The organism is Paramesorhizobium endophyticum, from assembly GCF_014640615.1.
Classification (GTDB): domain Bacteria; phylum Pseudomonadota; class Alphaproteobacteria; order Rhizobiales; family Rhizobiaceae; genus Paramesorhizobium; species Paramesorhizobium endophyticum.
On the sequence record NZ_BMHH01000007.1, the window covers coordinates 146626 to 172791 of the forward strand.

Annotated in this window: 25 protein-coding genes and 1 tRNA gene; 10 read left to right on the top strand and 16 right to left on the bottom strand. The window is 61.3% G+C overall.

Going from position 1 to position 26166, the window contains the following annotated elements:
* Window positions 1–6: 6 nt before the first annotated feature.
* Window positions 7–1074 carry a quinolinate synthase NadA gene (gene nadA, locus IEX53_RS10800; protein WP_188824173.1) on the bottom strand — a complete coding sequence of 356 codons (1068 nt, stop codon included), beginning with the start codon at window positions 1072–1074 and terminating at the stop codon, window positions 7–9.
* Between the two features lie 402 nt (window positions 1075–1476).
* Here nadA and IEX53_RS10805 point away from each other — a divergent pair, with 402 nt between their 5' ends.
* Window positions 1477–2715, top strand: coding sequence for an MFS transporter (locus IEX53_RS10805; protein WP_188824174.1), 1239 nt, complete (start codon window positions 1477–1479; stop codon window positions 2713–2715).
* Window positions 2716–2969: 254 nt separating this feature from the next.
* Here IEX53_RS10805 and recO read toward each other — a convergent pair whose 3' ends face one another.
* The 6 genes from recO to bspA all read right to left on the bottom strand — a co-directional run bounded on the left by recO (window position 2970) and on the right by bspA (window position 7262).
* The gene (recO, locus tag IEX53_RS10810; protein WP_188824175.1) at window positions 2970–3698 is read right to left on the bottom strand and encodes a DNA repair protein RecO; all 729 of its coding nucleotides are present in this window, start codon (window positions 3696–3698) and stop codon (window positions 2970–2972) included.
* Window positions 3699–3784: 86 nt separating this feature from the next.
* Complete coding sequence (gene era / locus IEX53_RS10815; RefSeq protein WP_188824176.1) at window positions 3785–4714, bottom strand: GTPase Era; 930 nt, start codon at window positions 4712–4714, stop codon at window positions 3785–3787.
* Window positions 4711–5430 carry a ribonuclease III gene (gene rnc / locus IEX53_RS10820; protein ID WP_188824177.1) on the bottom strand — a complete coding sequence of 240 codons (720 nt, stop codon included), beginning with the start codon at window positions 5428–5430 and terminating at the stop codon, window positions 4711–4713. The genes era and rnc overlap by 4 nt, the downstream gene beginning before the upstream one ends.
* Window positions 5431–5432: 2 nt before the next feature.
* The gene (gene lepB / locus IEX53_RS10825) at window positions 5433–6218 is read right to left on the bottom strand and encodes a signal peptidase I (protein WP_188824178.1); all 786 of its coding nucleotides are present in this window, start codon (window positions 6216–6218) and stop codon (window positions 5433–5435) included.
* Between the two features lie 91 nt (window positions 6219–6309).
* Complete coding sequence (acpS, locus tag IEX53_RS10830) at window positions 6310–6711, bottom strand: holo-ACP synthase (RefSeq protein WP_188824179.1); 402 nt, start codon at window positions 6709–6711, stop codon at window positions 6310–6312.
* Entirely contained in the window at window positions 6708–7262 is a 555-nt protein-coding gene (gene bspA / locus IEX53_RS10835; protein ID WP_188824180.1) for a type IV secretion system effector BspA, read from the bottom strand. Before bspA ends, acpS begins: the two co-directional genes overlap by 4 nt.
* 106 nt (window positions 7263–7368) lie before the next feature.
* On the opposite strand from bspA, the gene IEX53_RS10840 reads away from it, so the two are divergent.
* Both IEX53_RS10840 and IEX53_RS10845 read left to right on the top strand, forming a co-directional pair.
* Entirely contained in the window at window positions 7369–7671 is a 303-nt protein-coding gene (locus IEX53_RS10840) for a type II toxin-antitoxin system RelE/ParE family toxin (protein ID WP_210311638.1), read from the top strand.
* Window positions 7661–7969, top strand: coding sequence for a HigA family addiction module antitoxin (locus tag IEX53_RS10845; protein WP_188824181.1), 309 nt, complete (start codon window positions 7661–7663; stop codon window positions 7967–7969). The genes IEX53_RS10840 and IEX53_RS10845 overlap by 11 nt, the downstream gene beginning before the upstream one ends.
* 6 nt (window positions 7970–7975) lie before the next feature.
* On the opposite strand, the gene IEX53_RS10850 is transcribed toward IEX53_RS10845, so the two are convergent.
* Window positions 7976–8809, bottom strand: coding sequence for an AraC family transcriptional regulator (locus tag IEX53_RS10850; RefSeq protein ID WP_188824182.1), 834 nt, complete (start codon window positions 8807–8809; stop codon window positions 7976–7978).
* Between the two features lie 135 nt (window positions 8810–8944).
* Between IEX53_RS10850 and IEX53_RS10855 the strand changes: the two genes are divergently transcribed.
* Window positions 8945–10153, top strand: a complete 1209-nt coding sequence (locus tag IEX53_RS10855; RefSeq protein ID WP_373288626.1) for an MFS transporter — start codon at window positions 8945–8947, stop codon at window positions 10151–10153.
* A 100-nt stretch (window positions 10154–10253) separates the two neighbouring features.
* On the opposite strand, the gene hemN is transcribed toward IEX53_RS10855, so the two are convergent.
* Window positions 10254–11588 carry an oxygen-independent coproporphyrinogen III oxidase gene (hemN, locus tag IEX53_RS10860; RefSeq protein ID WP_188824257.1) on the bottom strand — a complete coding sequence of 445 codons (1335 nt, stop codon included), beginning with the start codon at window positions 11586–11588 and terminating at the stop codon, window positions 10254–10256.
* A 210-nt stretch (window positions 11589–11798) separates the two neighbouring features.
* Entirely contained in the window at window positions 11799–13904 is a 2106-nt protein-coding gene (locus tag IEX53_RS10865; RefSeq protein WP_188824184.1) for a lytic transglycosylase domain-containing protein, read from the bottom strand.
* A gap of 242 nt (window positions 13905–14146) precedes the next feature.
* On the opposite strand from IEX53_RS10865, the gene dapA reads away from it, so the two are divergent.
* Window positions 14147–15028 (top strand): 4-hydroxy-tetrahydrodipicolinate synthase, encoded by an 882-nt coding sequence (gene dapA / locus IEX53_RS10870; RefSeq protein WP_188824185.1) that lies wholly within the window; start codon window positions 14147–14149, stop codon window positions 15026–15028.
* A gap of 83 nt (window positions 15029–15111) precedes the next feature.
* A complete protein-coding gene (smpB, locus tag IEX53_RS10875; protein ID WP_188824186.1) occupies window positions 15112–15588 on the top strand; it encodes an SsrA-binding protein SmpB in 477 nt (158 codons plus the stop codon).
* A 346-nt stretch (window positions 15589–15934) separates the two neighbouring features.
* Here the strand turns inward: smpB and IEX53_RS10880 are convergent, their stop codons facing one another.
* Together IEX53_RS10880 and IEX53_RS10885 are read right to left on the bottom strand one after the other, a co-directional pair.
* On the bottom strand, window positions 15935–16585 hold the full coding sequence (locus tag IEX53_RS10880; RefSeq protein WP_188824258.1) for a uracil-DNA glycosylase: 651 nt from the start codon (window positions 16583–16585) through the stop codon (window positions 15935–15937).
* Between the two features lie 28 nt (window positions 16586–16613).
* Window positions 16614–17198: a LabA-like NYN domain-containing protein gene (locus IEX53_RS10885; RefSeq protein WP_188824187.1), complete on the bottom strand. Its 585-nt coding sequence runs from the start codon at window positions 17196–17198 to the stop codon at window positions 16614–16616.
* Window positions 17199–17527: 329 nt separating this feature from the next.
* On the opposite strand from IEX53_RS10885, the gene rpoZ reads away from it, so the two are divergent.
* From rpoZ to pyrE, 3 genes are all read left to right on the top strand, one after another.
* Window positions 17528–17932: a DNA-directed RNA polymerase subunit omega gene (rpoZ, locus tag IEX53_RS10890; RefSeq protein ID WP_188824188.1), complete on the top strand. Its 405-nt coding sequence runs from the start codon at window positions 17528–17530 to the stop codon at window positions 17930–17932.
* 177 nt (window positions 17933–18109) lie between these two features.
* Window positions 18110–20362 carry a RelA/SpoT family protein gene (locus tag IEX53_RS10895; protein WP_188824189.1) on the top strand — a complete coding sequence of 751 codons (2253 nt, stop codon included), beginning with the start codon at window positions 18110–18112 and terminating at the stop codon, window positions 20360–20362.
* A 237-nt stretch (window positions 20363–20599) separates the two neighbouring features.
* Window positions 20600–21178 (top strand): orotate phosphoribosyltransferase, encoded by a 579-nt coding sequence (gene pyrE, locus IEX53_RS10900; RefSeq protein ID WP_188824190.1) that lies wholly within the window; start codon window positions 20600–20602, stop codon window positions 21176–21178.
* Between the two features lie 155 nt (window positions 21179–21333).
* On the opposite strand, the gene IEX53_RS10905 is transcribed toward pyrE, so the two are convergent.
* Window positions 21334–22176 carry a helix-hairpin-helix domain-containing protein gene (locus tag IEX53_RS10905; protein ID WP_188824191.1) on the bottom strand — a complete coding sequence of 281 codons (843 nt, stop codon included), beginning with the start codon at window positions 22174–22176 and terminating at the stop codon, window positions 21334–21336.
* A gap of 7 nt (window positions 22177–22183) precedes the next feature.
* On the opposite strand from IEX53_RS10905, the gene IEX53_RS10910 reads away from it, so the two are divergent.
* The gene (locus IEX53_RS10910; RefSeq protein WP_188824192.1) at window positions 22184–22480 is read left to right on the top strand and encodes a hypothetical protein; all 297 of its coding nucleotides are present in this window, start codon (window positions 22184–22186) and stop codon (window positions 22478–22480) included.
* A gap of 721 nt (window positions 22481–23201) precedes the next feature.
* Here IEX53_RS10910 and IEX53_RS10915 read toward each other — a convergent pair.
* From IEX53_RS10915 to IEX53_RS10925, 3 genes are all read right to left on the bottom strand, one after another.
* Complete coding sequence (locus tag IEX53_RS10915) at window positions 23202–23849, bottom strand: BON domain-containing protein (RefSeq protein ID WP_188824193.1); 648 nt, start codon at window positions 23847–23849, stop codon at window positions 23202–23204.
* 321 nt (window positions 23850–24170) lie between these two features.
* On the bottom strand, window positions 24171–25271 hold the full coding sequence (locus IEX53_RS10920; RefSeq protein WP_188824194.1) for a porin: 1101 nt from the start codon (window positions 25269–25271) through the stop codon (window positions 24171–24173).
* A 694-nt stretch (window positions 25272–25965) separates the two neighbouring features.
* Window positions 25966–26056, bottom strand: a tRNA-Ser gene (locus IEX53_RS10925).
* Window positions 26057–26166: the final 110 nt, after the last annotated feature.

Sequence of the window (26166 nt, forward strand, 5' to 3'; positions counted from 1 at the left end):
TTCCCCTCAATTCCGCAAATTCACCATGCGCTCCACCGCCCGGCGGGCGCGCTCGGCTACTTCTGGAACAACATGGATTTCCTCACGCATGAAGACGAGGCTGTCCAGGATCTTCGGCAGGGTGATGCGCTTCATGTGGGGGCAGAGGTTGCAGGGCTTGACGAATTCGACACCGGGCAAGTCCGCCTCGATGTTCGACGCCATGGAGCATTCGGTGACAAGCAGCACCTTGGCGGGGCGGTTCCTGCGCACATAATCGATCATGCCGCTGGTCGAACCGGCGAAGTCCGAGACCGCCACCACTTCCGGCGGGCATTCCGGGTGGGCGATGATCTGGATGGAAGGGTCGGTCTCCTTGTAGGCGAGCAGTTCCTCGGGCGTGAAGCGCTCATGCACCTCGCAATGGCCCTTCCAGGTGAGCACCTTGACCCTGGTCTGCGCGGCGACATTCTGCGCCAGGAACTCGTCGGGGATGCAGAGGACACGGTCGGTGCCGAAGCTCTCCACGACTTCCACCGCATTGGCTGACGTGCAGCAGATGTCGCTCTCGGCCTTCACCTCGGCGGAGGTGTTGACATAGGTAACGATGGGCACGCCGGGATAGGTCTCGCGCAGCAGGCGCACATCCGCTCCTGTGATCGATTCGGCCAGCGAACAACCGGCGGCCATGTCCGGCATCAGCACCGTCTTTTCCGGGTTAAGCAGCTTCGACGTTTCGGCCATGAAATGCACGCCGCACTGAACGATGATTTCCGCATCCACCCTTGTCGCCTCGCGGGCAAGCTGGAGCGAGTCGCCGACAATATCGGCCACACAGTGGAAGATTTCCGGCGTCTGGTAATTGTGGGCGAGGATGACCGCCCCGCGCTCCTTCTTCAGCCGGTTGATCGCAGCGATATAGGGCGCATGGACTGGCCATTCGATACGTGGGATGTGGTGCGCCACGCGTGCATAAAGATGCTCGGTCTCCCGCGCCACCTCGGGCGTGAATTCCAGCACGGGCGTTTTCTTTATCCCGAACCGCTCCGCCGCGGTCGCCTTCGCCGTGCTTATTGCTGCCGCATTCGCCGTCATCTCATACCCTCCCGCTATTTATGCTCACTTTGAGCATAACCATGCGCAAAAGAAAAACGGCCAATGCCGTCGCGCAGGACAGTATGACCATAATGGCTGCTCTGCAAGCGGGGTTGTCATAAAAGTTTTGCAACTGCCCCGCTGCCCCTCACCCTTACCCTCTCCCCGTGAATTACGGGGAGAGGGGGACATCAACGTTGCGTCTTCGTCCTTTTCCCCTGCATCTGGCAGAAGAACGAGGCGGAAACGTCCGTGTCCCCCTCTCCCCGCGCGCGGGGAGAGGGTAAGGGTGAGGGGCAAATGCAACATCAAATTCAGTGAATGAAGGTTCAAACCAATTCGTTTGAATGATCGATTGCAGCGGGTACATTCACATCTTCCGATTGATGCAGGAATCATCCCATGGCTTCCTCCTCTGCCTCCGCCGCGAAGCAAAACCATTTGCCCTTGCTCATCATCGCCTCGGGCTGCCTGATTGCGCTGATGACCTTCGGCCCACGCTCGGCCATGGGCATATTCCAGCTGCCGATGCTGACGGAAAAGGGCTGGGACCGCACGACATTCGGCCTCGCCATGGCGCTGCAGAATTTGTTCTGGGGCGCGGGGCAGCCCTTTTTCGGCGCGATTGCGGATAAATACGGCACATGGCGGGTGCTGGTCATGTCGGCGCTGCTCTATGCGAGCGGGCTTTTGATGATGGCGCATGCCAGCGCGCCGCTCTGGCTGCATATGGGCGGCGGCATTCTCATCGGCCTCGGCGTTGCCGCCGGCTCGTTCGGCATCGTGCTTTCGGCCTTCGCGCGCAATGTGCCGGCGGAAAAGCGCACCTTCGTGTTCGGGCTCGGCACGGCGGCGGGGTCGGCGGGCATGTTCGTCTTCGCGCCGATCAGCCTTGGTTTAATCGAGCGCTTCGGCTGGTCGGATGCGCTGGTCTATATGGGCATCGCCATGCTGATCATCCCGGTGCTGGCGGTGCCGCTCAGGGGCAATTCGTCGAGCGGGCGCATTGCACAGGATGCCTACAAGCAGTCCATCGGCGCAGCACTGCGCGAGGCGCTGGGGCATAAAAGCTATCTGTTGCTGACCGCCGGGTTCTTCGTCTGCGGTTTCCAGGTGGCCTTCATCACCGCGCATTTCCCGGCCTATATCGCCGATATCGGCATCGAGCCGCATTATGCCGTGTGGGGGCTGGCGCTGATCGGCTTCTTCAACATCATCGGCTCACTCGCCTCAGGCATCATCAGCCAGAAGACGTCGAAGCCGATTTTCCTCTCGCTGCTTTATCTGGCGCGCTCGGTGCTCGTCGCCGCGTTCCTGCTGCTGCCGCAATCGGGAATGTCGGTGCTGGTCTTCTCCGGCCTGATGGGGCTGCTCTGGCTCTCGACGGTACCGCCGACAAATGCGCTCGTCGCGATCATGTTCGGCACGCGCTATCTGGGGATGCTGGGCGGACTCGTCTTCTTCTCGCACCAGATCGGCTCGTTCCTCGGCGTCTGGCTGGGCGGCTATCTTTACGACCGCTTCGGTTCCTACGATCCGGTGTGGTGGTTTGGCGTGGTGCTCGGACTTTTCGCGGCGCTGGTGCATTGGCCTATTCGCGAGCGCGCGGTGGAAAGGCCGGTGTTGCAGGCGGCGGAGTGAGGGCGATTAGCGGGAGCGATGCGGCTTGTTGTTGTACACCCGGTCCTTGGGCCTGGTGAAGTAGGAAACGCCAAAGCCTATCGCAAAAACGATCAATGGCGCACCGAAAAAGGCGTATAGTTCAAAAAGAGGCATGCCCAGAGCCTTCTGAACTCAAGCTTTGTGCCGTTAGCGTAGCGCAATATCGTTAAGAACGCGAGATAACAAATGTCGGCGGGACAGCGCCCCGCCAACATTTCAATTCGAGCCCCCCGCTACGCCACCACCTTCCCCAACGCCGCCATGAAGCCCGCCCGCGCTTCAGGGGGCGTCAAGGCGCGGGGTTCCCAGACGTGGCGCATCAGGAAATAGCCGGTCATCCGGAAGGCTGCGTCAATTTCGGCGAGGGAATGGGCGCGGACGCGGGTGTCCGAGACGAATTCCGGCAGGGGCAGCAGCTTGTCGGCGTAGGGCGCTCCGGCATCGCGAGAGACGGCGCGGCCTGATTTCGGGGAGACATAGGCGAGGTGTTCGCGGCTCCCCGTCGCGGCGCAGGCGGTCAGGTCCAGGCCGAAGCCAAGTTCCTCCAGCATCATCACCTCGAAGCGTAAGAGAAGCTCCCCGGCCGCCATCGGATTGTCGAAATGCTCGATCATCAGGCCGAGCGTTTCGTACAGGCCGGGATGCGGGTCGCGCTCGGGCAGGAGGCGCAAGTGAGCGGCGGCGAGCTGGATGCCGTAGAGCGCCACCGGCATTTCGATCAGGCGCGCGGCGGCGAAGCTCAAAGGCTCGATCTGGAACGTGCCCATATGCTCATCTAGCCGGGCATACCATAGCGCATCGACGCAGTTGCCGGGCTGCAGCAGAGGCTGCTGCTTGCGCGAGCGCCCTCCCCGCACTAGCCCCAAATGCCGCCCATGGGCGCGGGTCATCAATTCGACAATGACGCTCGTCTCGCCATGCCGCCTCGTGCCGAGGATGATGCCTTCATCGCGCCATTCCATGGTTTAGTGAGATAGTGCAATAGTGAGTAGTGAGATAGTGGAGGAAGAATGTTTTTCTATCTCGCTGTTCACTATCTCACTATTCCCTAGCTTGGAAACTCCAGCCCCATTTCCCGATACCGCTCGGGGTCGTTGCCCCAATTGTCGCGGACCTTGACGAAGAGGAAGAGGTGCACGGGCTGCTCCAGCATTTCCGCGATCTCCTTGCGCGCGGCCTGGCCGATGGCCTTGACCGTCTCGCCCTTGTGGCCGAGCACGATCTTCTTCTGGCTCTCGCGCTCGACATAGATCACCTGCTCGATGCGCACCGAGCCGTCCTTGCGTTCTTCCCAGCGCTCCGTTTCAACGGTCGAGGCGTAGGGCAGCTCCTCGTGGAGACGCAGATACAGCTTCTCCCGCGTCACTTCCGCGGCGAGCTGGCGCATCGGCATATCGGAAATCTGGTCTTCCGGATAATACCACGGGCCGACCGGCAGCGCCTTGGCGAGATAGTCGCGCAGATCCTTGCAGCCGGAGCCGGTCAGCGCCGAAATCATGAAGGTGCGCTCGAAGTGGATTTTCTCGTTCGCCTTGGCGGCGAGATTTAAAAGCGAGGGCGGATCGACCCGGTCCACCTTGTTCAGGACAAGGATTTTGGGCTGGCGTACATCCTTGAGGCTGGCGAGAATGGCTTCCGCCTCCTCGTTGAGCCTGCCTTGCGCGTCGATGATGACAAGCACAAGGTCGGCGTCGCGCGCGCCGCCCCAGGCGGTCGTCACCATGGCGCGGTCGAGCCGGCGCTTGGGGCGGAAGATGCCCGGCGTGTCGATGAGCACGATCTGGGTGCGGTCTTGGATCAGGATGCCGCGCACCAGCGCGCGGGTCGTCTGCACCTTGTGCGTGACGATGGAAACCTTGGTGCCGACGAGCTGGTTGACGAGCGTGGACTTGCCCGCGTTCGGCGCACCAATGAGCGCGACGAAGCCGGAGCGCGTCGGGCCATCATTATCGCCCTGCGGGATGGATGGTTCGGTCATTCTATTCCTTCTTCCGCGTCCGGGCGCTGCCATACGCCCTCGCGGTATAATATTTCGGCGGCAGCGTTCTGCTCCGCGATTCTCTTGGATCGCCCGATCCCGACAGCCGCATCGAAGCCCGTCACGGTCACCTCAACGGTGAACTGGGGATCGTGATCCGGCCCGACGCGGCTTTTGATGACATAGCGGGGCTGGGCGCCCTTCTGCTGGTGCGCCCATTCCTGCAATTCGGTTTTCGCATCGCGGCGGCCTGCTTCGGTTTCGCGCGAACGCGGCTCCCAGTAGCGGCGGATGAAGGGACGGACCGCATCGAGCCCGCCTTCCAGATAAATGCCGGCGATCAGCGCCTCGATGACATCGGCGCGCACATTCATCAGGCGCTTTTCCGTCATCAGCGCTTTGATGTCGGCACCCGTGCGGATCAGCGCATGAAGGCCGATCTCGTCGGCGATGGCGGCGCAGGTCTCGGCATTGACGAGCGCGTTGAGCCGCACCGACAATTCGCCCTCGGCGGCTTTCGGAAAGGCGGCGAACAGCATTTCCGCCACCACCAGCCCCAGAACGCGGTCGCCCAGGAATTCCAGCCGCTCATAATTCGCGCCGGCCTGCTGCCGCGCGCTCGCATGGGTCAATGCCCGCTCGAGCCGCGCGGGGTCGCTGAACTTGTGCCCCGTCTTTTCCTCGAGAAATCGCGCAATATCGATCTTGCCCGTCATGCCTACTCGGTTTCCAGAAGCTTGAGTGGCGGCTCGGAGTTGACCGAAGTGAGCAGGCGGCTCAGGCGCAGATCCGCCGGCCAGCGCCAGATTTCCAGCGGGCTCGCGCCCCCGGCGATGGAGAAGAAGATGATGTTGGCGCGCCCGACGAGATTTTCGAACGGCACGTAGCCGACCGTGAAACGGCTATCGAGCGAATTGTCCCGGTTGTCGCCCATCATGAAATAATGACCGGCAGGCACCTCGAAGACGCGCGTGTCGTCGCCGATGGAGTTGGGCGCGAGTTCGAGCGTGTCGTAGCTGACGCCGTTGGGCAGCGTCTCGCGATAGACCTCGACCGGGCGATTCTGCTCGGTGATATCGGGGTTATTGATCTCGCCGATCTTCTCGCGCTTGACCGGCACATCATTGATGTAGAGCACGCCCTGGCGCATCTGGATGCGGTCGCCCGGCAGGCCGACGACGCGCTTGATGTAATCGACGGAGGGGTCGCTCGGCAGCTTGAAGACGACGATGTCGCCGCGCTTCGGCTCGCTCGACCAGATGCGGCCGGAGAACAGGTCCGGCGAGAAGGGCAGCGAGAAATGCGAATAGCCATACGAGAATTTGGAGACGAAGAGATAATCGCCCTCCAGCAGCGTCGGCCGCATCGAGCCCGATGGGATGCTGAACGGCTGGAACAGGAACGTCCTTATGATCAGCGCGAGGATCAGGGCCTGCACGACGACGCCAAGGGTTTCCCCGAAGCCGCCGGATTTTTTCGCTTCGCTCTTGTCGGACACGCTCATCAGTTCTCCGATTGCACTAACCGCGTTTTATTAGCCGTTACAATTGCGTGAAGCAATCCAGCCTATGCGAATGCCTGAGGATTGGTAAATGTCAGGACGAAGGCAGCGCCTCTATGATCACAAACGCCTGCGCCAGAGGGAAATCATCGGTAATGGTCAAATGTATGGCAGCTATGTGGCCGGGCGGCAAAATTCGGGCAAGCCGCGCCGCCGCGCCATTCGTCAGTTTCATGGTCGGCTTGCCCGAGGGCAGATTGACCACGCCCATGTCGCGCCAGAACACGCCGTCCGACATGCCGGTGCCGAGCGCCTTGGCGCAGGCCTCCTTGGCGGCGAAGCGCTTGGCATAGGAGGCGGCGCGCTGGGCGCGGGCATCGGATTTCGCCTGCTCGACTTGCGTGAAAATACGGTGGGTGAAGCGCTCGCCATGGCGCTCAAGCGTCTTTTCGACCCGGCGGATATCGATGAGATCGCTGCCGATGCCGATGATCATGCCGCGCAGGCCCTCGCCCTCAGCCGCTCCAGCCGCTTGCGGCGGAAAGCGGCGGTGGCCCAGCGCGCGGCCACATAGACCACCAGCGCGAAGGCAAGCCCGAGCACCGTCGAGCCGAACAGCATCGGCTTCAGGACCGGCCCCCATATGTCGGCCAGGTTGAAATGCTGGAGGAACCGGCCGAGATGATCCGGCATTCCCGCCGACGACAGATCGCCTGTCAGGAGAAACCGGCCGAACTCGAAGGTCGCGCCCCATATGACGGGGATGGTCAGCGGATTGGCAACCGTCGTGCCAAGCGCCGCCGCCGCCACATTGCCCGCGCAAGCCCAAGCGAGGATGACGGCGATGATGATGTGGAAGCCGAAAAACGGCGTAAAAGCCGAAAACACGCCCACCGCCAGCCCCGCCGCGACGGCATGGGGCGAAGCGGTGATCCGCATCAGGCGCTTGCCCATATAGCGGAACGAACGGGAAAACGACCGGCGCGGCCAAAGCCAGGTGCGCAGCCGTTCCCTGAAACCTGCTGGTTTGCGGCGTTGAAAAAGCATGAGAGGTTCATAACTGGCGGCAGGGCAATAAGCAAGGCAGCGGCATATAGTCATCCAAATGAACACGCGTCATGTCGTAAGGGGTTTATTGACATGATGTCAGGAAGTGCCTTACAATCTGGCAATGATCGAAAGCTTTCGAAGCAAGGCCCTGAAAAGGTACTGGACGAAGGGTGATGACGCCGGGCTTAGGCCAGAATGGCGAAACAAGATTCGTATTGTGCTATCACGCCTCGACGCAGTTCATGATCCTGCGGAGATGAATGCTCCAGGCTTTGGCTTCCATGCCTTGAAAGGGGACCAAGCTGGGCGTTTTGCCATTTGGGTCTCTCGTAACTGGCGTATCACTTTCGCATGGGAAGGCGGTAACGCCACGGATGTTGATTTGGAGGATTATCATGGCAGCTGACACGTTACGTCATTCGTCCATTGAGCCCACGCATCCCGGTGAAATGCTGGGAGAGATCATGATTCCGGCCACCGGCAAGAGCAAGGCGGAGATTGCGCGCCTGCTCGGTATTTCGCGCCAAACGCTCTACGATATTATTCAGCGGAAGCAGCCCGTGACGCCTGCGATTGCCGTGCGGCTTGGCAAGCTCTTCGGTGATGGTCCCGGCGTCTGGATCAGGATGCAGGCCGCCTATGACACATGGCACGCCGAACGCGAGATCGATGTCAGCGGCATAAAGACTCTGGAAGTGGCATAGCTCATTCTACACCCGCCCTCCCCGGCTTCCGTAAAACTTCGGCGAGACGCCCAGCATTCGCTTGAACATGGTGGTGAAGGCGGGGACGCTGTCGTAGCCGAGGTCGAGGGCCACACTCGTCACCGGCTCGCCGTCGGCAAGGCGCGGCAGGGCGGCGAAGAGGCAGGCTTGCTGCCGCCAGAGCGAGAAGCTCAAGCCCGTTTCGCGCTGGAACATGCGGGTGAAGGATCGGCGACTCATGGCAAGCCTTGCCGCCCATTCATCGATGGTGGCGTGGGGCGATGGCTTTTCGACGAAGCGGCGGCAGAGCGCAGCAAGCCGGGAATCCGCCGGGATTGGCAGGCCCAGCGGGCGCTCGGGAAGCGTATGCAGATCGCGCAGGATCAACTCGATCACCAGCGCGTCGCGGCTGCCGGGCTCGGGTATGCTGTCGGAGGAGGTGGCGTCATCGATGAGGCTGCGCATCAGGTCGGTGAGGCCCACCACATGGAGGTGATCCGGCACACCGGCCACCGCATCGACGGAGACGTAGATGGAGCGCATAAGCACCTCGCCCAATATCTCCACCGAATGCTCCACGCCCGCCGGTATCCAGATCGCATGGTCGCCCGGCACCATCCAGCGCCCGGACGCCGTCGTCACCAGAACCACCCCATGGGAGGCGCAGAGAAGCTGCGCGCGGCTATGCTTGTGAAACGGGACGAAATAGCCATCGGGATATCTGGTCGGCAGGGCGACCAGCGGTCCCTGCATTCCCTCCAGCATGGCGATGCGCTGCTCATGCAGCTTTTGCAGCTCTTTCTTGTCGAGCGAAAAGAAGTCCGGGGATGACGTTTTCATCGGTTTTGGCCCAGTCTCGAAAGAAATGGACCAAAGCACGAAAGCAGGTTGCAGGCAATTTCTATAAACCCGGCAATCGCAAAATTACCGTGCATGGCTTTCGGATGCCATGCCGCTTCATTTCCGGAGTCCATCGTGACCGATACCACCGCCGCTGCCAATCGGCCCATAAGTACCGCCGTCGAGACGACGACGCTCAGCATCATCCTCTCGGTCAGCTTCTGTCATCTGCTCAACGACATGATGCAATCGCTGCTGCCTGCCATTTATCCGATGCTGAAGGACAATTATCACCTCGATTTCTGGCATATCGGGCTCCTTACCTTCACCTTTCAGATAACGGCCTCGATCCTGCAGCCGATCATCGGCATGTATACGGACAAACGGCCGATGCCCTATTCCTTGCCAGTGGCCATGGGCTTCACCTTCTGCGGGCTGATCGTGCTGGCCTTCGCACACCACTATTCGCTTCTGCTGGCCGGTGCGGCGTGCGTCGGCGTCGGTTCATCGATCTTCCATCCGGAATCCTCGCGCGTGGCGCGGCTGGCTTCCGGCGGACGGCATGGGATGGCGCAATCGCTGTTTCAGGTCGGCGGCAATTTCGGTTCCGCCATGGGCCCGCTGCTGGCGGCGTTCATCGTGCTGGAGCGCGGCCAGGGCAGCATTGCCTGGTTCTCGATCGCGGCGCTCATCGGCATGTTCGTGCTGTGGCGAGTCGGCAATTGGTATGCTCGCTACCGCACGGCCAACGCCAGCCGCGCCACCCCGGCGCGGGCGCTGCCCTTGCCGCGCGGCAAGATCGTGGTTTCGCTCGGCGTGCTGGTGCTGCTCGTCCTTACGAAATATACCTATATGGCAAGCCTGACGAGCTATTACACCTTCTACACGATCAACAAGTTCGGCGTCTCGGTCGAAACTTCGCAGTTGCTGCTGTTCCTGTTCCTTGGCGCGGTCGCGCTCGGGACGATCCTGGGCGGCCCAATCGGCGACAAGATCGGCTCGCGCGCCGTCATCTGGTTCTCGATCCTCGGCGTCCTGCCCTTCACGCTGGCGCTTCCTTACGCCAACCTGCCGGTGACGGCGGTGCTGACTGTCATCATCGGCTTCATCCTCGCCTCGGCGTTTCCGGCCATCGTCGTCTTCGCCCAGGAGCTCGTACCGGGCCGGGTGGGCATGATCGCCGGGCTGTTCTTCGGCTTCGCCTTCGGCATGGCCGGCATCGCCGCAGCCGTGCTCGGCATCGTCGCTGACGCGAAGGGCATATCGTTCGTCTACACGATCTGCTCCTACCTGCCGCTGCTCGGGCTGCTGACGGTGTTCCTGCCGAAGATGAAAAGAGAGTGAGTAGTGAGTAGTGAGTAGTGAGTAGTGAGATAGATAATGGACTCCGCCCGAGCTCACTACCTCACTATCTCACTATTCCCTACCTCACTATCTCACTCCCTTAAACTGCCGCGCTGAACGAATGCGCATGGTCCTCGCGGAAGGCGTCGAACACCGCCGCCGCGAGGCGAACGAAGGGTCTTCCGCGCTCGGTCATGGTGACCCTGTTGCCCTCCAGGCGGAGGATTCCCTCGACGGCAAGGCGCTGCAACGCCATTTTCTCGCCGGACAGGTCCAGAGAGGGCGCGGCGCTTGCGAGATCGACGGCGAAATCGCACATCAGCCGTTCGATGATGCCGGAGCGGATATGGTCTTCTTCGGTGAAGACATGGCCGCGCGCCGTGGCGAGCCTGCCCTCCGCGATGGCCCTGCCATATTGCCCGATATCGGCCTTCGTCTGGGCAAATCCCTCGCGGAAGCGCGAGATGGAGGATGGGCCGAAGCCGATCAGCGTCTCGCAATTATCGTCAGTATAGCCCTGGAAATTGCGGTGGAGACGCCCCTCGCCCGCCGCGATGGCAAGCGCATCGCCGGGCTTGGCGAAATGGTCGATGCCGATCGTCGCGTAGCCCTGCGCCGCGAAGCTCGCCGCTACCGCCCTCGCCTGCTCGAAGCGCTCGACGCTGCCCGGCAATGCCCGCTCGTCGATCAAGCGTTGGTTGGCGCGGCGCTGCGGCAGGTGGGCATAGCCGTAACAGGCAACCCGGTCTGGCGACAGGCTCGCCACCGCCTCGCAGGTCGCGCGCAATGACGTCACGGTCTGGTATGGCAGGCCATAGATGAGGTCGAAGTTGAGGTTTTCGATGCCCGCGTCGCGCAGGCTCGTCACCGCCCTGGCGATGGTCTCGAAAGGCTGGATGCGGCCGATGGCGCGCTGCACCGTGGCGTCCACATCCTGCACGCCGAGGCTCGCGCGGTTGATGCCCAGCGCAGCCAACTCTTTCGCCATGTCAGGCGTCACATAGCGCGGGTCGAGCTCGATGGCGTGCTCCATCGATGGCGAGAAATGGAAATAGCGCTCCAGCGTCTCGACGATATGGCGAAGCCCGTCCGCGCCCAGAATGGTGGGCGTGCCGCCGCCCCAATGCAGCCGCGTCACGCTCGGCCGCGCGCGCATCAGGCCGCCCACGAGGCTTATCTCGTCGATGATCGTCTCTTCCGAGGTACGGATGATATCGTTGCGGATCGCGGATTTGGTGAAGCAGCCACAGTAGTAGCAGATCTGGCGGCAATAGGGGACGTGGATATAGAGCGACACCGCATCACCCGCCCGCACATCGGCCAGCCAGCTTGCGTGCTGCTCCGGCGTTACCGGCGAAAAATCGGCGGCGGTGGGGTAAGAGGTGTAACGCGGCACGGCCAGCGCCGCGTATCGCTTGATGTAGGTGTTATCGATCGCGGTGACTGACATTCGCCCCGTCCGCTTCCATTTGCGATTATTTGTTTACGATCATCGGATGGTAGCAGCTTTGATGGGGATCAAATGGCTTGAGACAAGCTCGGCGAACGAGCACATCCATGGCGCCGCGCGAAACAGAACCGTTGCGCCTCCGTCCGTGGCCTCGGGTCAGACATCTGAACCCGGACTGACGAACCGAAGCCGGTTTTACTTCCGCCCCTGGATCAAATCCTTCTCGATATCCATCTTGCCATGTAGCCGGGTCTTGTAGACTTCGTAATTCTCCATCACCCGCTGCACGTAATTGCGCGTTTCGGTGTAGGGGATGCGCTCGATCCAGTCGACCACCTCGTCGACCGGCTTGCCGCGCGGATCGCCATATTTCGCAACCCATTCCTGGGCGCGGCGCGGGCCTGCATTATAGCCTGCGAAGGTGAGGATATAGGAACCATCGAAACGGTTGATCTGCTCGCCCAGGAAATGCGCGCCGAGCGTCGCGTTATAGGCGGCGTCGGTGGTAAGGCGCGGCTTGGAATAGGCCATTCCCGCGCGCTGGGCGACCTCCTTGGCGGTCGCGGGCAGCAATTGCAGCAGGCCGCGTGCTCCTGCGCCTGACACGGCGGAAACGTTGAATTCGCTTTCCTGCCGGGCGATGGCGTAAGCGAGAGCCTTGCCCGATCCGTTTATATTGGCGTTTTCCGGGATCGCGCCGATGGGATGCGACAGCGCGCCGACATCGAGCCCACGGCCCGCCGCCGCCTTGCCGACCCGGAGCGCCACATAATGCTTGTCGTTGCGCTCGGCCATCGCCGCCAGCAGCGCCAGTTCGCCAGTGCTATCGAGCTCCTGAGAAAGGTCGCGGTAGAGCATTTCCGCCCGCGCGCCATAGCCGATCGCCTCCAGCCGGCGGATGGCCTGCACCGCCTGGCGCTGTTCGAACCGCGCGCGGTCGGCTGCGGTCGGCTTGGGATAAGGCAGTTGCAGCCGCGCCTCGCCGAGCTTCGCTGCGGCGAGCTGGCCATAGAAGGTCGTGCCGTAATGCGCGGCCTTGGCGTAATGCGCCTTGGCATCGCCGCTCGCGCCCGCTTCCGCCGCCCGACCCATCCAGTAATGGGCGCGCGAGGCTGAAATCGGCCGGGAAGAAATCTCCGCTATGCGCGCGAAATGCTTCATCGCCGTCTTGGGTTCTTTCAATGCCCGCAGCGCGTACCAGCCGGCGTGGAACTCCGCTTCGGCAGCCATGGCCGGTGTTTCGGCGGCATGGGCTGCGGCGAGACGATAGGCGATCTGCGGCTTGCCGAGGTCGAGCAACTCGCGCGAAAGAATGCGCCGTTCCACCCACCATGCGTCGGGGTCCACCAGCTTGCTCGCCTCGTGCGGCGCGCGCAGCATCAGTTCCGCTGCTTCGGTATAGCGCTCCCGGCTGCGCAGATGCTTTATCTGCGCGAAGGTATAGACGGGGTCCGCGCGCCATGCGGCATCCACGGCGGCGAGTTTCTTCGCTGCGTCGGGCGCCTTGCGCGAGACGGCGGCGAAGGCCTCGTAGAGCAATTGCGCGTTCGCCAGCTTCGCCACGCGGCCAGCGGATTGGATGCGGTTGTCATAGAGCATCCGCACCATGCGGCGCTGATGGTCTTCCCGGGTGAGCACAGCGCCGAATTCGCGCAGGATGACTTGCTCGTCCTTGAAATCGAGCTTTTCCTCGCGCCATGTGGGCGCCAGGATCTGCCGCGCCTTGGCGCTGTCGCCCTTGGCCATATGCGCGCGGGCAAGAAGGATCATCCCGGTGGTGGTCTTGGGATGCGTCGTGCCGAAAGCCGCGATCACCGCATCCGGCGATGGATTTTCTTTCACGAGCGCATATTCGAAATTGCGGCGCAGCGCCGCCGTGCCCGGCCAGCCCGGCAACTCCCTGGCCGCGGCGGCGATATCGGCGCTCGATAGCTCGTTCGCGCCCGAAAGGCCGATCGCCCACGTCAATATGTGGCGGTCGAGCGACTGGGGCGGCATGGCGTTGCGGACCGCCAGCGCCTTTGCCGGATCCTTGCCGTAGAGCGCATCGAGCCCGAGCTTGAGATTGTCGTTGAGGATGGGCTGGTCCGGCTGGGCGATGCCGGCGGTGGTGAGGGGATCGGGCTTGATCACGGCAGGGAAAGACCGCACCGCGGTAGCCGCGAAGGGCCGGGCATAAGGGGTCGGCACGCCCTCCGGCAGCACGGGATCCGCACCAGCCGAACCTATCCCCGCCGTTATCACGGAGCCGGCGAAGAGGGCGTTACGCCAGAGATTTTTTGCCAAAACTGCTGAACGCATGGATGACAGCGCCCCCTCTTTCCACGGTTTGATTCACGGCACGGATGGTATTCCCGCCCGGTGAAGAGATGATTAACGAAAGGTTAGCGTATTCGCCTGATTTATCCCAGTTGACTTCGGTTGAATGCTCTTGCCCCAGCCCTGTGGCAAGACTATGGTGCAGCGCTTTAGGCCATGGCTGTTCGCTTGGCCTGAGGGCGCCCGCCACTCATTATCAAGCATGATTCTGGAGAATTTCACCGATGCTGAAGGGGTCCATTACGGCACTTGTCACGCCATTCACACCAGATGGCGCCTTTGACGAGAAATCCTTCCGCGCCCTGGTGAACTGGCAGATCGAGGAAGGCACGCACGGCCTGGTGCCGGTCGGCACCACGGGCGAGACGCCCACCCTCACCCATGCGGAGCATAAGCGCGTCGTGGAAGTCTGCGTCGAGGAAGCGAGGGGCCGCGTGCCCGTTATCGCCGGTGCCGGGTCCAACAACACGCGTGAGGCGATCGAGCTGGCCCAGCATGCCGAAAAGGCGGGCGCGAATGCCGTACTCGTCGTTACGCCCTATTACAACAAGCCGAACCAGCGCGGGCTCTATGCGCATTATTCGGAAGTGGCGAAGGCCATCTCGCTGCCGATCGTCATCTACAATATTCCCGGTCGTTCGGTCATCGACATGACGCCCGAGACGATGGGGCAGCTTTCCCGCGACCACAAGAACATCATCGCGGTGAAGGACGCCACCGGCAAGATCGAGCGCGTTTCCGAACAGCGCATGACCTGCGGATACGAATTCATCCAGCTTTCGGGCGAGGATGCTACAGCGCTGGGCTTCAACGCCCATGGCGGGGTCGGGTGCATCTCGGTGACGGCGAATGTCGCCCCGCGCCTCTGCTCCGAGTTCCAGGAGGCCTGCCTCGCCGGCGATTTCGCCAAGGCGCTCGGCATTCAGGACCGTTTGATGCCGCTGCACAAGGCTCTGTTCATCGAGCCAAACCCCTCCGGCATCAAATATGCCCTGAGCGTCGTCGGGCGGCTGGAAAACAGCCTGCGTTCGCCCATGGTGCCGGTCGAGGCCGCGACGGCGGAGCGCATCGATCAGGCTATGAAATATGCAGGGCTGATCAATTAAGGGAGAGAATAGTGAGGTAGTGAGTAGTGAGATAGGAGCCAGTTTTTCTATCTCACTGTCCACTACTCACAATTTAAAGTGTCATGAACAAGCCGAACGATGCTCCGGCGCGCAAGATAATCGCGGACAACCGCAAGGCGCGCTTCAATTTCGAAATCCTCGATACGCTCGAGGCTGGCCTCGTGCTGCAAGGCACTGAGGTGAAATCGCTGCGCTCCAATCAGGCGAACATCGCCGAGAGCTATGCGAGCTTCGAGAATGGCGAGTTCTGGCTGATCAATTCCTATATCCCGGAATACACGCAAGGGAACCGCTTCAACCACGACCCGCGCCGCCTGCGCAAGCTGCTGGTGAACCGCCGCGAAATGGCGCGGCTGGCGAACTCGGTCGACCGCGAAGGCATGACGGTGGTGCCGCTCAAGCTCTATTTCAACGAGCGCGGTCGCGCCAAGCTCGAGCTGGCCCTTGCGCGCGGTAAGAAGCTGCACGACAAGCGCGAAACGGAAAAGCAGCGTGACTGGAATCGTGAGAAGTCCCGGTTGCTGCGCGATCGGGGATAAATCCGCCCCAAGCTTGAATTTTGGCGACGTTTCGCATATCTTTCCGGAGTGACCCTAGGAGCGCTAACTCCCAGGGTCTGTTTTACCGCTATGCTACGAAATCAACTCGGACGGTGATTTTCCAGCCCGTCCGGGTTTTTCGTATCTGCAGTGTGATCCTGATAGGTGATATAGGATACCACATCATTTCTCACCTCCGTAGTTCGAGAGCGAGGCACTCGCCTGTGCGCGGTGCAGCCTATTCTTCACCGCCGTGCCGGCTGGCCTCGGCACATTCTGGCTTCCGTCTCGAACCTGTACTTTGTAGCAGAGATTTTTCCCAAGAAAAGCCGGTATAATTGGCCGTTCAGCGCGCGCTATCCAAATATTTTCGCACATCCTCAAATACATCACGGAACATCGCTTCCGTCAGCACGCCGGTATTGGTGTTGTAGCGCGAGCAGTGATAGCTCGAGAAAACCTTAAGATTGGAGATCGTGCTAACCCGCCCATGACCGAAGGGGTGCTTCGCGACAGGCTGGCCCAGCGCACGGATGGTAGATTGGTGGGCGATGGTGCCGAGCGTGACGATGGCACGCAAATGGGGGAAGCGGCGGATAACGGGTGTTAAAAACTGCCGGCAATGGTTGATTTCAGTGGCGGTCGGTTTGTTCTCGGGCGGCACGCAGCGCACGGCGTTGACGATTGCCGCGTCCGTGAGCTCGAGGCTGTCATCCGGACGTGCTTCGAATGTCCCGCGCGCGAAGCCGAAATCACCCAGGGTGCGGTAGAGCAACTCGCCTGCATAATCGCCGGTAAAGGGGCGTCCTGTCCGGTTTGCCCCACGCAGGCCCGGCGCCAGCCCGACGATCAGCAGTCGAACGCTGTCGTCTCCTCCAGCGGGCAGAAAGGGAGGCACGGGCGCATTATGCCATCCCGGCTCCTTTTCGCGCCATTCGGCGAGGAAAGCATGGAGTCGGGGGCAGATAGCGCAATCGGGTGAAGGCTCGGACGTCATTTTATCGATGACAGGGTTTCCCCCTTCATCAATAATCCTCGTCCTCGACTTCTTCCTGGCGGCGCACCATGCGCTCCTGGCGCTCGGCAGGATCACGCCCGATCTCGGCCTTGAGGGAAGCCAGATCGATGAAGTGGTCGGCCTGGCGGCGCAGATCGTCCGAGATCATCGGCGGCTGCGTGGAAAGCGTCGAGACGACGCTGACCTTGCGGCCCCGGCGCTGCAGCGCCTCCGCCAGCGAGCGGAAATCGCCGTCGCCGGAGAAAATGACGAAATGGTCGATCGTATCCGTCAGTTGCATGGCATCGACGGTCAGTTCGATGTCCATGTTGCCCTTCACCTTGCGGCGTCCGGTCGAATCGGTGAACTCCTTGGCCGCCTTCGTGACCACACGATAGCCGTTGTAATCGAGCCAGTCGATCAGCGGGCGGATCGAGGAATATTCCTGATCTTCCACCAGCGCCGTATAGTAATAGGCGCGAAGCAGATAGCCACGCTTCTGGAAGGCCTTGAGCAGCTTGCGATAATCGATATCGAAGCCCAGAGTTTTGGAGGCGGCGTAGAGGTTGGCACCGTCAATAAAGAGCGCGAGCTTCTCGCGGGAGTCGAACATGCCTCAAATATCCATCTTGGCCTGCATGGAAATGGCGGGCCCGGTTTGAAAATATGGGTGGTGGCAGGCAAATGGCTCTCACCATGCCTTCCCGCCCTTGTACGCCGCTCGAACATAAAATCCAAGCAATTCTAAGTTGGGCAAATATGCAACGATAAATTGTGATATGCGTATGGTAGCATGCAATATATTCACCTACCGTAGCAATCGCTTTAAATTCTGTCCTGTTCCCGCCATCGTCAAACATCCGTTCCGCTTGTCTTTTCCCCCCACAAGCGCTATGTGGCAAGGAATCCCGTTGAACGTCCAGAAGAATGAAAGGGGCAGCAATGGCCCGCGTTACCGTAGAGGATTGCGTCGATAAGGTTGAAAACCGGTTCGAGCTGGTACTGCTGGCAAGCCATCGCGCGCGCCAGATTTCCCAGGGCGCGCATATCACCATCGACCGCGACAATGACAAGAACCCCGTCGTGGCCCTTCGTGAAATCGCCGATGAGACGCTTTCGCCGGGCGACCTGAAGGAAGACCTCATCCACTCGCTGCAGAAGCATGTGGAAGTGGACGAGCCGGAAGCCCCCGCCCAGCCGCAGCTTACCGGCAATGCCGAGGAAGTCGCCGTGGAGATCGCCGATGCGGCGGAAGAGGACATCGTCTCCTTCGACCGCATGTCGGAAGAGGAACTGCTGGCCGGTATCGAAGGTCTCGTCGCTCCGGAAAAGAACGACGACTATTGATCAAGCGGTACGCGCGCCGGTCAGCGCGCGTTTACTCTTTTCCACCATTTTCGACATGCGCCGTTGCTCTCCAGCTGCGGCGCATGTTTGTGTATGTCGATGGGTGTGCGGGCATTTTGCAGCCAGGCGGAGCTTGGCGTCGCATAAATGCGATGTAGAGTGCAGGAGATCGAGCGAATGATGCGCCAGTACGAGCTTGTCGAACGCGTCCAGCGTTACAAGCCGGACGTCAACGAGGCGCTTCTCAACAAGGCCTATGTCTATGCCATGCAGAAGCATGGCAGCCAGAAGCGGGCCACTGGCGACCCGTATTTTTCGCACCCGCTCGAAGTCGCCGCCATCCTCACCGACATGCATCTCGACGAGGCGACCATCGCCATCGCCCTCCTGCACGACACGATCGAGGACACGTCAGCCACGCGGCAGGAGATCGACCAGCTCTTTGGACCCGACATCGGCAAGCTGGTCGAGGGGCTGACCAAGCTCAAGAAGCTCGACCTCGTCTCCAAAAAGGCGGTGCAGGCGGAAAACCTGCGCAAGCTCCTGCTCGCCATCTCCGAGGACGTGCGCGTCCTGCTCGTCAAGCTCGCCGACCGGCTCCACAACATGCGCACCCTTGGCGTCATGCGCGAGGACAAGCGCCTGCGCATCGCCGAGGAGACGATGGATATCTATGCGCCGCTCGCCGGGCGCATGGGCATGCAGGATATGCGCGAGGAGCTGGAGGAACTGGCCTTCCGCTACATCAACCCGGAAGCGTGGAAGGCGATCACCGACCGCCTCGCCGAGTTGCTGGAGAAGAACCGCGGCGTCCTCCAGAAGATCGAGCGCGATCTCTCCGAACTGTTCAAGAAAAACGGCATCAAGGCCACCGTCAAGAGCCGCCAGAAGCAGCCATGGTCGGTCTTCCGCAAGATGGAGACCAAGGCGCTCTCCTTCGAGCAATTGTCAGACATTTTCGGCTTCCGGGTCATCGTCGATACGGTGGAGGAATGCTATCGGGCGCTGGGCATCATCCACACCAGCTGGTCGATGGTGCCGGGGCGCTTCAAGGATTATATCTCGACGCCGAAGCAGAACGACTACCGCTCCATCCATACCACTATCATCGGCCCGTCGCGTCAGCGCGTGGAATTGCAGATCCGCACCCGGGAAATGGACGAGATCGCCGAATATGGCGTCGCCGCCCATTCTATCTACAAGGATCGCGGCAGCGCGGAAAACCCGCACACCATCTCCACCGAGACCAACGCCTATGCCTGGCTGCGCCAGACCATTGAGGCGCTGGCCGAGGGCGACAACCCGGAAGAGTTCCTGGAGCACACCAAGCTCGAGCTTTTCCAGGATCAGGTCTTCTGTTTCACCCCTAAGGGCCGGCTCATCGCCCTGCCGCGCGGCGCGACGCCCATCGACTTCGCCTATGCGGTGCACACCGATGTCGGCGATAGCTGCGTGGGCGCTAAGGTCAATGGCCGTATCATGCCGCTGATGACCGAACTCCAGAATGGCGACGAGGTGGAGATCATCCGCTCCAAGGCGCAGGTGCCGCCCGCCGCGTGGGAATCGGTCGTCGTCACCGGCAAGGCCCGCGCCGCCATCCGCCGCGCAACCCGCGTGGCGGTGCGCAAGCAATATTCCGGCCTTGGCATGCGCATTCTCGAACGCGCCTTCGAGCGCGCGGGCAAGACCTTCTCCAAGGACAGCCTGAAACAGGGCCTGCCAAGGCTTGCGCGCAAGGATGTGGAGGATGTGCTGGCCGCCGTCGGGCGCGGGGAACTGCCCTCCACCGACGTGGTGAAGGCCGTCCATCCCGATTATCAGGATACCCGCGCCACACTGCACAGCCCCGCCAAGGGCGGCGAAAAGGGCTGGTTCAACATCCAGAACGCCGCCGGCATGATCTTCAAGGTGCCGGAGGGCGGCGAGGCGGGCGAAAAGGCAGCGGCAGCCGAAAGAGCGCGGCCGGAAAATGGCGGCAAGCGCGCTTTGCCGATCCGCGGCGCCAATGCCGATCTGCCGGTGCGCTTCTCGCCGGAGGGCGCGGTGCCGGGCGACCGCATCGTCGGCATTCTCCAACCGGGGGCGGGCATCACCATCTACCCCATCCAGTCGCCGGCGCTGACCGCCTATGACGACCAGCCGGAGCGCTGGATCGACGTGCGCTGGGATATAGACGAACAGATGAAGGAGCGCTTCCCCGCCCGCATCGGCGTCACCGCGATCAATTCGCCGGGCTCGCTCGCCGAGATTGCCCAGGTCACCTCCAGCAACGACGCCAATATCCACAATCTCTCGATGATCCGCACCGCGCCGGACTTCACCGAGATGATCATGGACATCGAAGTCTGGGACCTGAAGCATTTGAACCGCATCATCTCCCAATTGAAGGAAAGCGCCTGCGTCAGCGACGTGCGGCGGGTTAATGGGTAGAGGCGGTTTCTGCTTTGATGGAAGCGCAGGACACCCCCCTCTGGCCTGCCGGGCATCTCCCTCTCAGGGGGGAGATTGGCTGACGCGATGCTCCGCGCCCATTCTACGACGTTTGCGATTGGTGCCGCACGACGATGAAGGTGCAATCTCCCCCCTTGAGGGGGAGATGCCCGGCAGGGCAGAGGGGGGTACTGTCCCGCCAGCGTCTCAATTTCAAAACCATAGGAACGAACACCCATGAACACCGAAGATGTGCTTGCCGTCTTCCGCGAGGCGGGAGCGATACTGGAAGGCCATTTCATCCTGACGTCGGGCTTGCGCAGCCCCGTCTTCCTCCAGAAGGCGCGCGTCTTCATGCATGCGGACAAGACGGAGAAGCTCTGCAAGGCGCTGGCCGAGAAGATCAAGGGCGCCGGGCTGGGCCGGATCGATTATGTCGTGGGACCGGCCATCGGCGGGCTCATCCCGTCCTATGAAACCTCACGGCATCTGGGCGTCCCCTCGATCTGGGTTGAGCGCGAGAACGGCGTGTTCCGGCTGCGCCGCTTCGATATCCCCGAGGGCGCGCGCGTGGTGATCGTCGAGGACATCGTCACCACCGGCCTCTCGATCCGCGAGACCATCGACTGTCTGAAGGGCCTGAAAGCCGAAGTCCTCGCCGCCGCCTGCATCGTCGACCGCTCGGCGGGGAAAGCGGATGTCGGCACGCGGCTGATCGCGCTCGCGGAATATGAAGTGCCTGCCTATGCGCCCGACGATCTGCCGCCGGAACTGGCGGCGATACCGGCGGTGAAGCCGGGGAGCCGGAATATTTGATCCGGGGCAGCACCTTTCGCCCCCGCCTCTGTGGATTCTCGGGTTGAATAATTCTTAGCCTATCCTGCCGAACCGCCACCGAAAACCGCTTCATAAATATACGTCTCCCCTTCGAAGGGGAGACGTTGACGAATGGGGATTGGAGCGCTCGTCCCTTATTTCTTTCCGGTCGGCTTGCGCGCCGTGGATCTGGTCGCCGACTTCACCGCCGTCTCGACTTTCTTCACCGCCGTTTCAGCTTTCACCACCGCCGAAGTAACCGTGGAAGCGGCAGCCTTCACCGCAGGCGACGCTGTATTGGCTGACGGAGCAGATGTGCCGGTCACCAACTTGGTGGCGGTGGTCGAGGCTTTGGCCGCGCCGGCCTTGATGGCCGAGGCGGGGGTGGCCGTAGCGGATTTGGCGGCGGAGGCGACGGTCTTTGCGGCGGAGGCCATGGATTTTTCCGCAGAGGCCGCGGTGGCGGAGGCCGCCTGAACAGCTGAGGAGGCGGCGCGAGTCACATTCGATGACACGGCTCGCGTGACGCTGGAAGGTGATACCGTGCGCGGAGATGAAGAAGGACTTGCCGATGTCGAGGGCCCGCTGGAGGACAAGGCCTGGGCGGACGTCTTCGCCGCTCCCGCGCCGCCTCGCGTCCGGTGGCTGCTCTTCACCTGACCTGCTTCCACGCGCTTGGTAAAATTGGTGCGGACGCCCGAGGCCAGAAGCGCCGCCTTGCCGACCCAGTTCTCCCGCTCGACGCGACCGGGGAAACCGATCTTGCGGTTGACCCAGGCGATTTCGGCCGGTGTCCAGGCAGACACCTGGTTGAAGTGGAAGATGCCAAGGCTATTGAGGTCCTTCTCGAGCTTGTCGCCCACGCCGTCGATCAGCGTCAGATTATCGGCCTTTCCACCACGCGGGGATTTAAGCAGCGGCGGCGGCGTTGGGGCAACGGCGCCGGCGGGCGCGAGCTGCCTTGCCGCTGAGGGCGCTGGCTGCTTTGCCCGCGCCACGGCGGGTTTGGCGGCAGCGGATGAGCGAGCGGCGGGCGATGGAGCGGGCGACGCCGGCTTTGCCGCCGATTTCGCCAGGGGGATCACCGACGCGCTGACCGAGGCCACAGCCGATGCGGCAGCTTTGGCGGCGTCGGCCATCGTCCTGCCGGCGGGCGCCCGCACAGGTGCAACCTTTGCCGGGGCGGGCCTTGCCGACGCCTTTGCGCTTGCGGCCCGGGACCGACCGGCTTTCTGTGAAGCAGCCGCCGACGCAACGGTGGTTTTCGCGGCCCGCGCAGCTCCCGCTGCCTTTGGAGAATAAGGAAGGGCCAGGGCGGGCGACGCCGCGGTGCGACCGTTCTGCGTGGCCGTGTAGCGCCTATACAATGATCCGATGATGCAACCCAGGACAAATGCAACAGCAATCAGTATGGCCAATTGAATGATGAGCAACAACATGCGGACATCTCCTTCAGGCGGAAGACCTTATTCGGCACCGACAACTTTTTGACTGACGATATTCTTTCTTCACCACGACCGTGCCCGGAAAGACCGCGCTGCGGGCTCCGGTCGGGTCATGCCCGGCACGCATCCGCGCAGCCAACCGACGCGCAGGAGACGCACCTTACGAACGCAATGATCACGCGAACTCCAGGCATTCACGAAAGCCGCCATCGGCTTCCCGCCTGCACCAGGCCAATATAGGCGGCCCGCCTTCATCTTCAGCACATGATCCATTCGAGAAGTCTGCAACTTTTCGGGATCATTGCTTTATTCAACCGCATGATCTTGTCCGAAAGTCTTGTAACTTTTCGGGATCATGCTGGACACCTTTACGCCAGATCTTCATCCAGAGTCTTCAATCCGACGTAAAGCCCGATACAAAACGCAACAAGCAGAACGAGCCAGAATGTATTTATAAGATATTCCATCTCAGTCCCTCGCGATTCGTTAGAAGTAAAATAACACAGAAACTGGTTTACAAAATCTTTTACTTATTCATCCACAAGCCTTAACTATACAAATTAAGTATTGTGAATGACTTAATCGGAGGGAGGCGCTATGCGCGCGGAGGCTAGCCTCCCCTGCCCCGGCAGCGCGCCCGCTACGGCCGCAGTCAGGCGCTCATAGGCGTCGCGCCCGGCGGCGCTGCCGCGGACCGAGTAATCAACACCGCTGACCGCCACCTCGCCTTCCTTCAGATCTGCAAGCTGGGCAAGGGCGAAGCCTACGAGGGCGGGGAAGCCATCCGGAGCGCCCCGCGCGACCGACATGTCGTCGACGACGCGGATGCCCGGCACGGCGCGCTCGGTCAGAGCCACGATCTCCATGCGCGCCGGACCAGGCGGCACATCGCCGGTCAGGGTGATTCCATCGCCGGTCTTGATGGCTCGGAAAGTGAAGGGTTCCGAGAGTGGCGGAAGAACGGACTGATTGTCCACGGCGCGGACACCAGGCACCGCCGAGGCGACCTGGGTCGCGGCAGCCTGCGCGGTTTCATCCGGCGCGGTGCCCCGCAGGGTCAGGTCCCGGCCATCGGCATCGACCGTCGCCCAGGGTTGATTGTTTCCGACAAGCGCCGCCGAGGCGCGGGATACAAGATCGTGTTGGACCGGCCCCGCGCCGAACCATGTGGCAAGCGCCGTCAATACGGTCGTCGTCGCAACGCCGGGCCAAAGCCAGCTTTTCATGAGTCCTCTCCTGTGTCTCGTAGAATAACGCCTGTTAATACGCATACCGATACAAGCACGAGAACGCCTCCCGCAAATCCCGAAATCTATTCGAAATGTATTGCGAAGCAGGAGAGCCGAACTTTTGCCGAAAAAATCGGTAAGATCAAGCTTAGATAGGAGGGTTTTTACTGATTAAAACTGTGGAAAGGCAAATATAGTGGTAATTTATACAATAAGCATCAGCTGGAATGACGGATCGATAAAATACTTCTGACTAAAACTCAAATAAAAAACCCGGCAGCTTTCGCCGCCGGGTTTCTTTTAACCAATCCGGATGGATCAGAACGAGCGCTGGAAGCGGACCATACCGCCCCACTGGTCTTCGTCGTTGCTGATGCCGTCGCTGTCGAGCTTGTCCTTGACGTAAACGACTTCCGGCGTGATCGTGAAGCCGGGAACGAGTTCGTAGGCGACATTGGCCGCAACAGCCAGTTCCTTGGCGTCGTCGAAGGAGACCTGCGCGTTGAAGGTTGCCTTGTCGGTCAGCTTGTAGCTTGCGCCAACCCAACCGATCCAGTCACCACCCCAGTTCGCGAAGACGTTGGACTTGTAGTACTGAAGATCACCTTCAGACTGCCAGCCGCCCATCACGAAGAAAGAGAACTTGTCGTTCACGTTGAGGTCAACACGAAGCTTGGCAGCCCACTCTTCGATATTGGCGTCATAGCCCGCAACAGCGGCGATCGAGCCCCAGCCCTGGGCATACTTCAGACCGCCGACGACGTGAGGCACGTAGCTGTCGATGGTATGGTCATACTCGCCGCTGAGGTTGGTGTTATCGCCAGAACCCTGCTCGAGCGAGATGATGGCCGAGAGGCCATTGCCAGCCGTGAAGGTGTAGCTGATGAGGTTGGTGTCGTAGTAATCATCCTCGAGCGGATCGTCGTTGATGACGTTGCCGGCGTAACCGATGAAGGTACGGAACGCGGTTTCGTCCTTACCAACGCGCAGGCCACCGAGCTCGATGTAACCGAAGTTGAACGAGGTGCCCTTGTCGCCAGCTTCCCAATCGTCGTTGCCGAAGTTCCAACGGGTCTCGGTGTAGGTGCGCAGCGTGCCGAGTTCCGTCTCGGAAGCGGTGTGCGTGCGCAGCGTGAAGCGAGTGTTGATGTTGTAGGTATCGTCGAGATCGCCGTCCTGCTGATCGACGGACGTTACGCCGAGCGCACGGCCGCCCTTGACGTCGACGCGGACATAGCCCGAGAGACGCAGGCAGGTTTCGGTACCCGGAATGTAGAAGTAACCCTTGCCGTAAGCGTCGCAAACGCGAACATATTCAACGGGTTCCGGCTCGGCGGCGACGACGGCGTCGGCGGCCTGAGCGCCGGAGACTGCGACGAGGGCCGCAGCGGAGCCGAGAAGAAGGCTCTTGATGTTCATTTTCTGACCTCCAGTCAAAGTTAAAAATGGGTCTGGGCATTCTGATTTGGCTGAAGGACAACCTGTCCCCATCCCCTCGAAAAAGTCGCCCCGAAGCGCTCCTTCTTCTGTCGTGACCATACTCGCCGGGTTTCGCGTTTCAACACCCAATAGCGTTCGCTTATGTTATACCCCGCTCTATGCCCACCCATTGTTGCAGAAAAGACACGAAATTGCCGTGGGCAAGGCGGTCCGTTTAGAAGTTATTAATATGTGAGGGGCGGAATCGGCGCGTTTTCAGCGCGACTCATCCCTCAAAAGAGGGAATCGAGAGGGAGCGGGGGGGGGAGCGCCTGGACCGTTGTCATGGGGATAAGGCCGAGGCATGGATTCCCGTGACAAGCACGGGAATGACGGAAGTGGGGACGATTCCGCCCTCTCCATTAGAGTTGCAACGGCGGAGAGGTCCGCAGGCGCCGCTGGAACAGTAAATCTGCCGTCATCCTCGGGCTTGTCCCGAGGATCTGCCGACATCTAATCCTAATCTCTCGCTTGCCCGTATCGGCACCCTGGCTCCTCGCTTCACCTTTGGCAGATTCTCGGGACAAGCCCGAGAATCTGCCAAAGGACGGGAACGCCATTCCGTGACGCTCCACTGCATATGTAGAAGAGATGATTTGGTGGCCTGCCCACCCGAAGCCCAAAGGGCGCAGGGTGGCGGAGAGGATGGGATTCGAACCCACGAGACCCTTTTGAGGTCTACTCCCTTAGCAGGGGAGCGCCTTCGACCACTCGGCCACCTCTCCGGTAAGGGCGAGATAGCCGGTAAAGCACGGCAGTTCAAGCGATTTGCGACGAATAGGCTGGAAATTCATCCACAGGGTGCGTGCGCGCTGGCCCAGGCGTGGTGAGGCGG